This is a genomic window from Actinomadura hibisca NBRC 15177 (genome assembly GCF_001552635.1).
Taxonomy (GTDB): domain Bacteria; phylum Actinomycetota; class Actinomycetes; order Streptosporangiales; family Streptosporangiaceae; genus Spirillospora; species Spirillospora hibisca.
In genome coordinates, this window is sequence record NZ_BCRO01000022.1 from 105,897 (window position 1) to 119,190 (window position 13,294).

The following is a 13,294-nucleotide window of genomic DNA, read 5'->3' on the forward strand; positions in this document are numbered from 1 at the left end:
ACCGCCGGGATCTCCAACGTCGCAGGTGAGAGGGGGTGAGGGCGGGGGCGGCGGACGCGTCCTGCCGGACGATCACCGCGTTATTGCACTCCGGTTGCCATCGCGGGCGTCGCGGCCAGCAGCGCGCGGGTCTCGGGGTGCCGGGCACCCGCCAGCGCCGTGACGGGCAGTTCTTCGGCGATCCGCCCGGCGGCCAGCACCACCGCGCGGTCGGCGATCCGCCGCGCCACCCGCAGGTCGTGGGTGACGAACACGATCGCGAGGCCGGTGTCGCGGCGCAGCTCCGCCAGCAGCGCCAGGACGCGTTCCTGGGCCAGGACGTCCAGGCCGGTGGTGGGCTCGTCGGCGATCAGGACGCGCGGCCCGGCGGCCAGCGCGCGGGCGAGCGCGACGCGCTGGCGCTCGCCGCCCGACAACGACGCCGGGCGGCGGTCCGCCATCGCCGGATCGAGGCCGACGCGTTCCAGCAGCTCGCCGACGTCCGTCCCCTTGGACGCGCGGCGGCCCAGCGCCTCCGCGACGACCTTGCCGACGGTGTAGCGGGGGTCGAAGGAGGCCAGCGCGTCCTGGAACACCAGCCCCGAGCCGCGCCGCAGCTCGCGCCGCTCGCGGTCGCGCAGCCCCCACACGTCGCGCCCGGCGGCCACGACCTGCCCGGCGTCGGGCCGGTCCAGCGCGGCCAGCACGCCGACCAGGGTGGACTTGCCCGAGCCGCTGCGGCCCACGACCGCGACCGACTCGCCGGGGCGGACGGCGAAGTCCACGCCGTCCAGCGCCCGGGTGACACGGCCCTTACCTCGGAGCACGCGCCGCACGTCCCGCGTCTCCAGCAGCGGCCCGCCATCAGGGACTTCGGCGGGAGCTTCCAGCGCGGTGTCCAGGCGGGCGGCGGCGACCAGCTCGCGGGTGAACGCGGCGCGCGGCGCGGCCAGCACCTCCGCGCTCGGCCCCTGCTCGACGATCCGGCCGCCCGACAACACCGCGACCTCGTCGGCCCAGCGGCCCGCCACGGCCAGGTCATGCGTGATCAGCAGCACCGCGCGGCCCCGCTCGGCGGCCTGCGCCCGGACGGTGTCCAGCACCTCGGCCTGGGTGACCGGGTCCAGCGCGGTGGTGACCTCGTCGGCGATCAGCAGGTCCGGCTCCAGGACGGTGGCCAGCGCCAGCGCGACGCGCTGCGCCTGCCCGCCCGACAGCTCGTAGGGGCGCGCGTCCCACACCTGCCCCGCTTCCAGCCCGCACCGCTGCAACGCCGCCGCGCCCAGCTCACGCGGGTCGCCCGCGTCGTGCGCGCGGACGGTCTCGGTGAAGTGGCGGCCGACGGTGACGGTCGGGTTGAGGCTGGCGGCGGCGTCCTGGAACGCGTAGCCGACGCGGCGGCCCCGCACCTCGCGCAGCGCTCGCCGTCCCAGGGCCAGCACGTCGGTGCCGCCGATCAAGATGCGGCCGGTGACGGTCACGCGGTGCTCGGGGTCGTGCAGCCGGAGCACCGAACGGGCGGTGAGGCTCTTGCCGCTGCCGCTCGGCCCGACCAGCGCCACGACCCGGCCGGGCGCGACCGCCAGCGACAGGCCGTCCACGACGGTGCGGCCGGGGACCGCGACGGTCAGGTCCTCGATCTTCAGGGCGTCGCTCACCAGGCCCGCCCCTCGCCGCTCGCGACCGCCGACGCCAGCACGTTGACCGCCAGGATCGTCACCACGATGCAGGCGGCCGGGAACGCCACGGTGTACCACTCGCCGGTCAGCAGGTGGGCCTGGGCCTCGGTGAGCAGATTGCCCCAGCTCGGCCGGTTCGGCGGGATGCCGAGGCCGAAGAAGCTCAGCGTGGACTCGGTCAGGATCGCGTGCCCGACCTCGAACGCGGCGATCGACGCGATCGGCGGCAGCGCGCCCGGCAGCAGGTGCCGGACCAGCACCTGGCCGCGCGACAGGCCGAGGGCGTGGGCGGCGCGCACGTAGAGCCGCTCGCGCTGGCTGATCAGCTCGGCGCGGGCGACCAGGGCGACGGGCATCCAGCTCGTCACCGCCACCGCGAGCACGACCGTGCCCAGCGAGCGGCCGAGCAGGGCGGCCAGCGCCGTCACCACGATCAGCATCGGCAACGACAGCAGCACGTCGGCGACCCGCGCGACCAGGCCGTCCAGCCAGCGCGGCCCGGCGGCGGCGAGCCCGCCCAGCAACACCCCGGCCAGCACGGTGATCACGGCGGCGATCAGGCCGACCAGCAACGAGGTGCGCGCGCCGTACAACAACCGCGCCAGCAGGTCGTGGCCCAGCAGGTCGGTGCCCAGGGGGTGGCCGGGCGAGCCGGGCGGCAGGCCGGTGGCGTCGGTGTTGGTGGCGAGCGGGTCGTAGGGGGTGAGCAGCGGCGCGCAGAGCGCCGCGAGCGCGAGCAGCGCGAGCACGGCCGCGACGGCCCACACGCCGGGCCGCCGCACGGGCAGCCGCAGCGCGTAGAAGCCGGGCCGCGCGCCCGCGACGGTCTTGCCCGGCGCCCCGTCCCCCGAGGCCGGGGCGCCGGTGTCTGTGGTGGGTGATGTGGTCAGGCGGTCAGTGGAGGGCATCGGCGGCCTTCCCAGAAGAGACGGGCCCAGACGGCGTCGCCGCAGTCTCAGGCACCCCGCCGCCAGGCGGCGACCCGGGCGTCCCGCCGGGCGGCGACCCCGGGGCCGCGCCGCTCAAGCGGACGCGCGGGTCCAGCCACGCCACCGCCAGGTCGCCCAGCAGGTTCGCCGCGACCACGACCACCCCGGCGACCAGCACCAGCGCCGCCAGCACCGGGTAGTCCTCCTTCTGCGCGGCCAGGATCGTCTGCCGTCCCACCCCCGGCCAGGAGAAGATCATCTCGGTGGCGTAGGCCCCGGCGATCAGGCCGCCCACCCCCACGCCGAGCCGCGCCGCGAACGGCACCAGGCCCGGCCGCAGCAGGTGCCGCGCCGTCACCGTCCGGCGGGCCAGCCCGCGCGCCCGCGCGTTCGCCACGTGCGGCGCGCCGCGCAACCGCCCGACGCCGGTCTGCACGAGCCGCGCGTAGGTCCCGAAGTGGTGCCCGAACGACAACGCCAGGGCGGGCAGGATCAGGTGCGGGATCAGGACCCCGGCCGTGATCGGCTCGCCCGGCCGGTTCAGCCCGCCCGACGGCAGGACCTGGAGCCACGCCGCGAAGATCCACAACAGCAGCAGCGCCGTCACGAAGCCCGGCATCCCGCCGAGCGCGAACAGCGCCGTCTCGATCGCCCGCCGCGCCCACGCGCGCCGCGTCAGCGCCGCCGCCAGCCCGACGGCGATCGCCCCGGCCACGCTGAACACCATCGCGACGGCGGTCAACAGCGCGGTCCACGGCGCGGTCTCGGCGATGATCTCGCTGACCGGGCGGCCGCTGCCGTAGGAGACGCCGAAGTCGCCCCGCACGGCGTCCGCGACCCAGCGCCCGTACCGGACGGGCAACGGGTCGTCCAACCCCATCTCGCGCTCCAGCCGCGCCACGTCGGCGGCGCTCGGCGGGCGGCCGCCGCTGCGCGCCTCCAGGACGCTGGCGGCAGGGCTGCCCGGCGCCAGGTCCAGCAGCGCGAAGCAGAGCGCCGACAGGGCGACGACGACCGCGAGGGCCGTCGCCGCCCGGCGGACCAGGAAGCGCTTCAACGGACTAGGACCAGGCCCACTTCTCGGCGTTCCAGAAGAAGCCGTAGCCGTGGTGGCCCAGCGTCCGCTTGGCGGGGCCGGTCAGGTTCTTCGGCACCGCGTTGTTGGTGTCGAGGTAGGCGATCCACACGAACGGCGGGTCCTCGGCCAGCGCCTTCTGGAAGTCGGCGTAGGCGGCCTTGCGCTCGCCCTCGTCCATGGTGTCGCGGCCCGCCTCCAGGGCCTTGTCCACCTGCGGGTTGTTGTAGGTGCCGTAGTTGGAGCCGCCCTTGTCGAGCGCCTGCGAGGAGTGGAACGGCCCGAACACCGAGGAGTCGGCGTCGTAGGGGGTGCCCCAGCCGACGACGAACGCCTCCAGGTCGCCCCAGTGCTTGCGCACCCAGTCCTTGGGGCGCGGGTTCGGGACGATGTCGAAGCCCTGCTGCTTGAGCTGGGTCGCCGCCACGTTGAGGATCGCCACGCGGGCCGAGTCCTCGGCGAAGGTGGACAGCTCGAACCGGACGGTCTTGCCGCCCTTCTCCCACAGGCCCTGGCCGTTCTTGGCGTATCCGGCGCCCTTCATCAGCTCCTCGACCTTCGCCGGGTCGAACGTGAAGGGGGCGGCGTCGCTCTTGTACGGGCTCTGGTCGAGCGGGCCGGTCGCCGGGGAGCCCTGTCCGGCCAGCACGCTCTTGACGATCGCGTCGCGGTCGACGGCGTAGTTCATCGCCTGCCGGATCGCCTTGTCGGCGAAGACGGGCCGCTTGAAGTTGAACATGAGCGCGCGGTAGTCGGCGGTCGGGTAGGTCTCCAGCCGGACCTTCCCGTCGTCCTTCACCTTGGCGACCTGCTGCGGCTGGACGTGCGCGCCGTCCACCTCGCCGTTCTTGAGCTGGATCAGCCGCGCGGTGTCGTCCGGCACGTACTTGATCACGATCTTGGGCAGCTTGGGCTTGCCCTCGTAGTAGCCGCCGAACGACTCCAGCTCGGCGTACTGGCCGGGCTTGAAGGTCGTCAGCTTGAACGGGCCGCTGCCGACCGGGCTCTGCCCGAATCCGGCGTCGGTCAGCTTCTTCCCGGCCAGCGCGTGCTCGGGCAGCAGGCCCATCGACACCGCGTCCAACAGCGGCGCGAACGGCTTGCTCAGCACGAACCTCACCGTGCTCTGGTCGGGCGTCTCCACGGCCTTGACGGCGGCGAAGTTGCGCGACAGCGGCGCGTCGGCGGCGGCCTGCTTGACCGCGTCCACGGTGAACTTGACGTCCTTGGACGTGATCGGCTTGCCGTCGTGCCAGGTCAGGCCGGAGCGCAGCTTGAAGGTGTATTCCGTGCCGCCCTTGCCGACCTGCCAGGACTCGGCCAGGCCCGGCACCACCTTGTTGGCGGCGTCGTGCCTGGTCAGGCCGCAGAACACCAGCTCGGTGACCGGGTCGGTGTGCTCGTCCTGGAGCGCCGGGTTGAGCGTCTCCGGCTCGTCGCCGATCGCGTAGGTGAAGGTGCCGCCGGACTTGCCCGACCCGGCGTCGCCGCCGGAGCCGCAGCCGGTGGCCAGCAGACCGGTCGCGGCGGCGACGGTCCCGATGACGAGGGCGGACTTGCGCATGAGACTCCTTGTTGCAACCGATTCGCAACAAGCGACTATAGCCGCAAACGTCCCCTGCGCCCGATTCGGCACCCCGTCAACGATCACGACCCAGCGCGCTGCGCCTGATCTTGCCGGTGGCGGTGCGCGGCAGCTCGGCCAGGAACGTCACCGACTGCGGCACCTCGTGCGCCGGGAGCCGCTCGCGCGCGAACGCCAGCAGGTCCTCCGCCAGGTCCGGCAGCGGCAGCGCCCGCTCCTCCCGCACCGCGCACTCCTCCAGCACCGCGAACGCCCGCAGCACGCCCTCCGCCCCCGGCACGTCCCCCGGGCCGGGCACCACCACGACCTCCACCACCGCCGGGTGCTGGCCGAGCACGCGCTCCACCTTCAGCGGCGTCACCCGGTGCCCCGCCAGCGTGACCTGGTCCAGCAGCCGCCCGTGGTGGTGGACGAAGCCCTCCTCGTCCACGTGCACCAGGTCGCCCGTGCGCAACCAGCCGTCCGGCGAGAGCACCTCGGCGGTTTGCTCGGGCCTGCCGAGGTACTCGCGCATCACCGACGGGCCCCGCACGTACAACACGCCGGTCTCGCCGGTGCGGGCCGGAACGGGCGGGCCCCCGCCCTGCCCGTGCTCGACCCGCACCGCGATCTCGAAGGGGTCCAGCACCGTCCCCAGCGTCCCCCGCCTGCGGCGGGTGACGGTGTTGGAGACGAACGTGTGCCCCACCTCCGTGCTGCCCAGCCCGTCCAGCACCGGGCAGCCCAGCACCTCCTCGATGCGGTCGGCCAGCGACGGCAGCAGCGGCTCGCCCGCCGACAGCGCCGCGCGCAGCGAGGAGAACGCGGCGCGCACCGGCGCCGCGGCGTCGGGCGCGCCCACCAGGCGCGCGTACCAGGTCGGCACCGTGAACAGCAGCGTCGGCCGGTGCCGCCGGGCCTGCTCGACGGCCCCCGCCACGCTCGGCTGCCGCTCCCACAACACCGCCGAGCACCCGGCCAGCATCGGGAAGAACACCGACGCCCCCAGCCCGAACGGGTAGCACGCCTTGGACAGCGAGAAGACGACGTCGTCGGACCGCACCCCCAGCGCGCCGATCCCCAGCGCGCGCAGGTACACCAGCGGGTCGGAGTGCCGGTGCACCACGCCCTTCGGCGGGCCGGTGGTGCCGGAGGTGTACTGCACGTACGCGGGCGCGCCGGGCTCCACCGCGACGGGCTCGGGCACCATGGCGGGCTCGTCGGTCAGGTCCTCGCCGGTGACCGCGTGCACGGCGGGAAACCGGCCCACCAGTTCCGGCGCGCACACCACCGCCTGCGGGTCGGCGTCGGCCAGCAGGTGGGCGTGCTCGGCCTCGGACTGCTCGGGCCCGGCCAGCACCGCGACCGCGCCGAGCCGCAACGTACCGAGCAGGGCCGTGACGAACGCCACCGAATCGGGCAGCGCGAGCAGCACGCGGTGGCCGGGCCGTATCCCGACCGCGTGCAGGACCCCGGCCGCGCGGGCGGCCGCGTCGTGCACCTCACCGTGACTGAAAACCGCCTCGCCCGCGTGGAACAGCGGCCGGTCGCGCCATCCGTAGGTATCGGCGCGGCGGGCCAGCACGTCCGCGAGATTGCCTTCCATAGCGGAGCTCCTCCTGCCTGGGGACACCAAGCGGAGGCTACGCCGGGTAGGCATACCGACACGGCGGGTTCGCGGTATTTCGGTCTGAAGGAACGTGCGATTAGGTCATACCTACGGGGCGGGCCGGGCCGTTGGACTACTCGGCCAGCACCGTCCAGGCCCCGTCCCGACGGACCAAAAGATCCCGGGTGAGGAGTTGCCCGGCGGGCACGTCCCAGTCGGGGTCGGCCGCGTCGTGCTCCGCGCCGTCGCCCTCCGGCGGGGCGCCCTCCTCGGACCAGACGCGCGCGACGGCCCAGCGCAACTTCTCCACGCCCTCGGGGTGGCCGGTGCCGGTGGCCACGAACACGTCGCGGCCCGGGACCGCCGCCACCAGGTCGCCCTCGACGTCCTGGGCGAGCTTGTCGAGGAAGCCGTCGTCCAGCAGCAGCCCCGACTCCAGGCCGCCCTCGCCGAGCGAGACGGTGACGGCGCGCGCGTCGGGGTACCAGTTCAGCGCCAGGTCGGTGCGGCGGTCGTGCAGGTTGACGGCGGCGAGGCGGCGCAGGTCGCCGGGCTCGACGCCGAGGTCGGCGCAGTGCCGCCGGGCCACGTGCTCGTGGCGGCGGCCCCGGCCCTGTTCGTCGGCCAGCTCCAGCGCGTAGGTGACGTACAGGTCGCCCGCCAGCGGCTCGCGGACCGGCTCCTCGTCGGGCGGCAGCGGGAATTCGAGCTGCACCTCGGCCGGCACCCGCGCCTTCAACAGCGGGACGATGAGACTGGTCCGCGGTTCGGTCACGGGACGATCCTCCTGAGGGCCTGTGCGGTCAGCAGTGGATCACCCTACCGGGGGCGCGCGGGCGGACGCCGGAACCCCGTCATCTCGTTACGTGTTCCGGACGTCGCGGTGGGTGAGCCGTCACCTCGGGGCGATGACGCACGGCCCGCCGCCGCACACGTCCACGACCTGCCCGCCGGTCTTCAGGAAGTGCGCGGCCTGCGCGCGGGCGAGGGGGTTGCGAACGGTGCTGTCGTGGGGGCTGGGGTCGGGGTGCGGCGGGACGTTGCCGGGCGGCGCGGCGGGGCTGCCGCTGTCCCACATGACCAGCGCGGACCCGGTGTAGGGAAAGCTCGGGATGGCGGGGATGCCCCACAGTGGCGTCACGTCGGCGCTGCGTCCGGGCCGCAGGGCGGGCTGCTTGACGGGGATGCCGAGGCTGCGGGCCTCGACCTCGGTCGTGACGTTGGAGACGGCGTCGTCGCCGAACGCCTCGTGCAGCAGCACCCGGTGGGCGGGCGTGCCCGGCAGCGGGTCCTTGACCAGGTGCGCGGCGTACCCGTTGGCCTCGCCGCGGTCCCAGAGCATCTGCATCAGCGCGAACCCGACCTGCTGCTCGGCCTTGTCGGGGTAGGGCAGGTCGATGACCTGCTGAACGGAGGCGAAGGAGGAGCTGCGGTTGAGCAACGTCGAGAAGCCCATGCCGGGGACGCTCAGGACCGAGGTGGTGAAGTCCTGGGCGAGCGCGGTGAGGGCGGCGCCCTGGATGCCGCCGTGGCTGACGCCCGCGTAGGTGAGCTTGGCCTTGGGGTCCAGGACGGGGCCGAGCGCCTGCCGCGCGCCCTTGTCGTGGATCATCCAGCGGCCGAGGAAGAGGGTGTTGAGGTAGGACTGCTGCATGCGGTCGGGGACGAGCCGGAAGTTGCTGAGGTCGGCCAGCAGCGCGAGGTAGGGCTTGTCGGGGCCGGAGATGCCCATCCAGTTGGTGGCGCAGAGCATGAGGTTGTGCTCGGCGGAGAAGGCGGTGGAAGCGTCGGAGTCGACGACGCTGTAGTCACCGAACAGGCCGTGGCCGTAGAGGACGGGGCGCGCGGGGGTCTTGAGGGCGGTGCGCGGCACGTTGCACTGGAACGGGGCGTGGTAGGTGCGCCACGTAGGTGCGGTCGGCGGGTCGTAGGGGCCGGGCTTGTCCTTGGCGTAGGTGAGCTTGGTGCCGGTGGGGTCGAGGAAGCTGGGCACCTCGATGAGGCCCTGGACGCGCTTGGCGATGCGGGGGTCGTCGCCGCCGTCCTTGACGGAGGTGATGCGGACCTTGGGGGCCTTGGCGCCGAGCTGCTTGAAGGCGGTGTCGCGCATGGCGACGGCGCGGCCGGTGAGGCTGCGGGCGGAGGCGGTGGTGAAGTCCCAGGCGAGGTTGAGGCCGCCGGTGGGGACGCCGACGCGGCGGAGGTCCTGCAACGTGGTCTGGAGGGCCTGCCAGCGGGGCTTGAGACGCTTATCCGTCGGAGCAGCGGGCTTGGCGAGCGCGGTGAAGACTTCCCCGGCCGGGATGGCCTTGCCCTGGGCGTCGCGCAGCCCGCGAACGGCGACGAGGTAGCGAGCCCCTTCGTCCAGCCGAACAGCAGGCCGGACGATCAACGTCCGGTGCTGCGGGTCCTGGGCGTCGAGCTCGGTCCAGTAGGGCTGGCGCTTGCCGGTGCGGGCGTTGACCAAGGCCAATGGAGCATCAGCACGCAACGAGCGGCCGATGTCGGTGCTCGGAGCGAGACCGGACCGCGCGGGGTCGAGCCCAGGGACACGGATCAGGATCGGAGTCCCCGGCGAGAAACCGTCGTTGCGGTTGAACTCAGCCGGATCGATCCCCTTGCCGAACAGGTTGCGGGGCATCGCGCCGGGCTTGAAGGCGACGCGCCGCCCGGTGACGGTGGAGGCGTCCTTGACCGTGTACCAGTCGTTGGGGAACGGGACGAGACAACCGGCGGGGTCGATGGGATCGCACCCCTGCGCGGCCTGCTGAGCGGCGACGTCCAGTGCCCCGCCCGCCTGCGCCGGAACCGCGGGCAGCAGCGCCGCCAGCAACACGCCGGTCATGATCGTCATTCGCCGCACCGGCGCCACCCCGCCCAAACATGAATCCCGCTCAGAACAGGGTGATCTTAGCCATGGATCACTTACTTGTCAGCAGGCACTTTCGGCGCTCCACCGGGCGCGACGACGGGCAGTCCCGCCGGGGCTCCATGCTCGATGAGCCGCCACAGGGCGTCGGTGTCGAGATGGTCGGCGACCAGGTCGCCGAGGGTGTCCATCGTGGCTTCGCGGAGGGCGGCGAAGGAGACATCCGGGGCAGGGGTGAAGTCGCGTCCGGCGGCGTGGGCGACGTCGGCGAGGAAGGCGCGGCGGAAGCCGTCGTTCTCCATCGCGCCGTGCCAGGTGGTGCCCCAGACGGAGCCTTGGCGGCAACCATCAAGAAAGGGCTCGCCGCCGTCGACGGTCACGACACCGTGATGGATCTCGTAAGCGGCGACAGCCTGCCCATAAGCAGCGCCCTCAGGCCGCCCAAGGACCTTGTCCTTGGCGAACTCGACACGAGTGGGCAGCAACCCAAGTCCGGAAACGACACCCGCCCCGGACTCCACCTCGTCCCAAATCTCTTCACCGAGCATCTGGTAACCGCCACAGATACCGAGCACAGGCCGCCCGTCCCGGGCCCGCCGAAGGACCTCATCGGCCATGCCACGCTCGCGCAACCACTTCAGATCGTTGACAGTGGCCCGACTACCAGGCAGGACAACGAGATCAGCGTCCACCAGATCCCCGGGACTGGCGGCATAACGAACAACGACCCCGGGCTCACAATTGAGCGCGTCCAGGTCAGTGAAGTTAGAAATGCGAGGAAACCGCACGACCGCGACACGCAAGGTCTCGTTGCCATACGGAGCCTGGGCATCAGGCCGAGGCCCGTCAAGCGCGAGCGTGTCTTCAGAATCGAGGTAGAGCCCCAACGTCCATGGCAGCACTCCCAGCGTGGGCCGCCCCGTCAACGCCTTCAACTGCTCAAGCCCCGGAGCCAGCAACTCACTAGCGCCCCGGAACTTGTTGATAACGAACCCGGCGATGAGCGCCTGGTCTTCCGGCTCCAGCAGCCCGACCGTCCCGTACAGGGAGGCGAAGACCCCACCCCGGTCGATGTCGCCGACCACGATCACCGGCAGGTTCGCGGCCCGCGCGAGCCCCATGTTGACGATGTCCCCGGCGCGCAGGTTGATCTCGGCGGGACTACCGGCGCCCTCGCACACCACCACGTCATGCGAGGCGCGCAACTCGGCCAGGCTCTCCCCCACAACCTGCCGCAACCGCTCCTTGTGCGCGCCGTACTGAAGAGCGTCCACCTCAGCAACAGGACGGCCCAGAACAACAACCTGACTACGCCGATCACTGCCAGGCTTGAGCAGCACCGGGTTCATGATGGCCCGTGGCTCGACCCCCGCGGCCTGCGCCTGCATGTACTGGGCGCGCCCGATCTCGGCACCGTCGGCCGTGACCATGGAGTTGAGCGACATGTTCTGCGCCTTGAAAGGAGCAACCTTCACCCCCTGCCGCGCGAGCCAGCGGCAAATCCCAGCCGTCAGGACACTCTTGCCCGCGTCAGAGGTAGTGCCGGCCACCAGAAGCGCACCGCTCATCGTCTCCACCTAGCCACCAGAGCAGCCGCAACCGCCGCACTTGCCGTCACCATCGCCGACAGCCGCACAGCACGCCGAATGTCGGCAACCTGCGGCGACCGCCCGTCCCCCAACTCAGGCCGCCGCTCAACGCGCCCGCCATACGAGTTACTGCCACCCAGCCGAACACCCAGGGCCCCGGCAAAAGCGGCCTCGCACCGCCCCGCGTTAGGACTGGGATGAGAACCCCCATCCCGCCGCAACACCCGCCAGGCACCCGCCCTATCAGCCGCGCAGGCAATCACGAGTACCCCGGTCACCCGAGCCGGAACCCAGTTAGCAAGGTCATCGAGCCGAGCCGAGGCCCACCCAAAGTTCTCATAACGCGGATTCCGATAGCCGACCATCGCGTCCAACGTGTTCACAGCCCGATAAGCAAGCAGCCCCGGCACCCCCGCAACAGCCCCCCACACCAACGGAGCAATAGAGGCGTCCGACGTATTCTCCGCCACCGACTCGGTAGTGGCCCGCGCCAAGGCGTCAGCGTCCAACCCAGCCGGATCACGAGCGCACAGATGAGACAACCGCGCCCGCGCAGCGTCCAACTCCCCCGCTTCAAGCGCCTGGGCCATCAACCGCCCCTCACGCCCCAGCGAAGTGCCCCCAAGCACAGCCCACGTGGCAAGCGCCGTAACCCCAACCCTGGCAACAGGCCCCCGAACAGCCCGCTCAGCAGCCCACCCCAAAGTCCCAACGCCACTCACCAACAAAGCCGTGAAAACAACCCCACGCCCCCGAGAGTCGGCATAAACACGACGCTCCAACGCCCCAGCAACCCGCCCAAAAGCAGCCACAGGATGCCCCCGACGCGGATCAGCGAAGACAACATCCAGGGCAACACCGAGCAGCAGCCCAGCGGCCCGGCCGTCAGTCGAGGCGCGCATCGAGCTCGTCCCAGTGCCGTTCGAGCCAGTCCTGAGCACGCCGGATACGGGGCCCGGCTCCCCCGTGCCAGATGCGGGCCCACCCGCCCCCCAGCCGCTCAGCACGCGACCGCATCGCCTTGTAAGAGCGATCGAACCGGACCCGGGCCGCCGGAAGGACCTCACGCCGAGCGTCACGATCCAGCCCGTAGGCGTCGCAGAACAACCGCATCCGCCGCCCAACGTCGGCCCCGTACAGGAGCCCGTCACGATCGGCCGGATCAGCGATAGGCGCCCAGTGCCGCAACGTAGTCACAACGTCGTACAGCCGCGTCGTAGGCCGAGCAAGATCAAAGTCGATCAACGCAACCGGCATCCCACCTCGAAAAACAACGTTCTCAGGCGTGACGTCACAGTGCCCGATCAACTCAGGCGGACCGTCGAGATTAGAAGCCTCGCTGTCCCAGGGCGCATCAGCAGGCGGCTCATAAGTAGAGACGGCATCGTGATACCGCCGCACCAACCGAGCAACGCCTTCTAACGCATCGTCGGTAACGGCATACCCAGGCATAGGCCGATGCGGCGTCTCCCCCGCAACCCACGACAGGATCTCACGCCCGCGATCATCAATCCCCAGCACCCGGGGAGCCCCATCGAACCCGACCCGTTCCAGGTGCCGGAGCAGCCCGTGCACGGCGGGAGTGTGGTCCCGAACGGGCCTCCGCACCGTGTCGCCGACCCGCACGACCCCCTCCGTGACATCCCCGCCGGAGAGCGGCACTTCTACGTTCACGCCCACAGCCCTAGACGATATGGCCTCTAGCCGACCGCCCCGACCGCATCCGGTCAACCGCCCGCCCCATTGCGGACTTCCGGATACCGGTGAGCCAACCCACGGACACCGGCTACGGTGAGCGCGTGACCGGTCACCGCTTGGAGCTGTCCCGGACACGCGACGGCATCTACCTCGTGCACGCCGCGGACGGACGGCTGCTGGGCTCGTTCTACGCCGAATCGGACGGCTGGTGGACGGCGTTCCCGGCCAACGGCGTGCAACGCCGCCTGTACGAACCGTGCGCCGACCCAGCCAAGATCGCCCGCCGCCTCTTCGCCCGCTGAC

Annotated in this window: 11 protein-coding genes; 1 reads left to right on the forward strand and 10 read right to left on the reverse strand. The window is 72.0% G+C overall.

All coding sequences use genetic code 11. The features are described 5' to 3' along the window. Positions 1 to 80: 80 nt before the first annotated feature. The 10 genes from AH6_RS11085 to AH6_RS11125 all read right to left on the reverse strand — a co-directional run bounded on the left by AH6_RS11085 (position 81) and on the right by AH6_RS11125 (position 12,868). Positions 81 to 1,637, reverse strand: coding sequence for an ABC transporter ATP-binding protein (locus AH6_RS11085; protein WP_169807834.1), 1,557 nt, complete (start codon positions 1,635 to 1,637; stop codon positions 81 to 83). Further along, complete coding sequence (locus AH6_RS11090; protein ID WP_083982605.1) at positions 1,634 to 2,566, reverse strand: ABC transporter permease; 933 nt, start codon at positions 2,564 to 2,566, stop codon at positions 1,634 to 1,636. Before AH6_RS11090 ends, AH6_RS11085 begins: the two co-directional genes overlap by 4 nt. Continuing rightward, positions 2,553 to 3,644, reverse strand: coding sequence for an ABC transporter permease (locus AH6_RS11095; protein WP_245679268.1), 1,092 nt, complete (start codon positions 3,642 to 3,644; stop codon positions 2,553 to 2,555). Before AH6_RS11095 ends, AH6_RS11090 begins: the two co-directional genes overlap by 14 nt. Before the next feature lie 4 nt (positions 3,645 to 3,648). Further along, positions 3,649 to 5,226, reverse strand: a complete 1,578-nt coding sequence (locus AH6_RS11100) for an ABC transporter substrate-binding protein (RefSeq protein WP_067477853.1) — start codon at positions 5,224 to 5,226, stop codon at positions 3,649 to 3,651. Positions 5,227 to 5,302: 76 nt separating this feature from the next. Continuing rightward, complete coding sequence (locus AH6_RS11105) at positions 5,303 to 6,832, reverse strand: class I adenylate-forming enzyme family protein (RefSeq protein WP_067477856.1); 1,530 nt, start codon at positions 6,830 to 6,832, stop codon at positions 5,303 to 5,305. Between the two features lie 136 nt (positions 6,833 to 6,968). Continuing rightward, positions 6,969 to 7,610: a DUF1444 domain-containing protein gene (locus AH6_RS11110; RefSeq protein ID WP_067477859.1), complete on the reverse strand. Its 642-nt coding sequence runs from the start codon at positions 7,608 to 7,610 to the stop codon at positions 6,969 to 6,971. Between the two features lie 120 nt (positions 7,611 to 7,730). Beyond that, a complete protein-coding gene (locus AH6_RS11115; RefSeq protein ID WP_067477862.1) occupies positions 7,731 to 9,689 on the reverse strand; it encodes a hypothetical protein in 1,959 nt (652 codons plus the stop codon). A gap of 71 nt (positions 9,690 to 9,760) precedes the next feature. Next, entirely contained in the window at positions 9,761 to 11,272 is a 1,512-nt protein-coding gene (locus tag AH6_RS11120; RefSeq protein WP_067477983.1) for a cobyric acid synthase, read from the reverse strand. Further along, complete coding sequence (locus tag AH6_RS42285) at positions 11,269 to 12,195, reverse strand: cobalamin biosynthesis protein (protein ID WP_083982607.1); 927 nt, start codon at positions 12,193 to 12,195, stop codon at positions 11,269 to 11,271. Before AH6_RS42285 ends, AH6_RS11120 begins: the two co-directional genes overlap by 4 nt. Beyond that, positions 12,179 to 12,868: a phosphotransferase gene (locus AH6_RS11125; protein WP_157431401.1), complete on the reverse strand. Its 690-nt coding sequence runs from the start codon at positions 12,866 to 12,868 to the stop codon at positions 12,179 to 12,181. The genes AH6_RS42285 and AH6_RS11125 overlap by 17 nt, the downstream gene beginning before the upstream one ends. Positions 12,869 to 13,092: 224 nt before the next feature. On the opposite strand from AH6_RS11125, the gene AH6_RS11130 reads away from it, so the two are divergent. Then, complete coding sequence (locus AH6_RS11130; protein ID WP_157431402.1) at positions 13,093 to 13,293, forward strand: hypothetical protein; 201 nt, start codon at positions 13,093 to 13,095, stop codon at positions 13,291 to 13,293. Position 13,294: the final 1 nt, after the last annotated feature.

Excerpts from the sequence above, each read along its gene's own strand:
- AH6_RS11090 (WP_083982605.1), bottom strand. The coding sequence starts at position 2,566 with ATGCCCTCCACTGACCGCCTGACCACATCACCCACCACAGACACCGGC.
- AH6_RS11100 (WP_067477853.1), bottom strand. The coding sequence starts at position 5,226 with ATGCGCAAGTCCGCCCTCGTCATCGGGACCGTCGCCGCCGCGACCGGT.
- AH6_RS11105 (WP_067477856.1), bottom strand. The coding sequence starts at position 6,832 with ATGGAAGGCAATCTCGCGGACGTGCTGGCCCGCCGCGCCGATACCTAC.
- AH6_RS11115 (WP_067477862.1), bottom strand. The coding sequence starts at position 9,689 with ATGACGATCATGACCGGCGTGTTGCTGGCGGCGCTGCTGCCCGCGGTT.
- AH6_RS11120 (WP_067477983.1), bottom strand. The coding sequence starts at position 11,272 with ATGAGCGGTGCGCTTCTGGTGGCCGGCACTACCTCTGACGCGGGCAAG.
- AH6_RS42285 (WP_083982607.1), bottom strand. The coding sequence starts at position 12,195 with ATGCGCGCCTCGACTGACGGCCGGGCCGCTGGGCTGCTGCTCGGTGTT.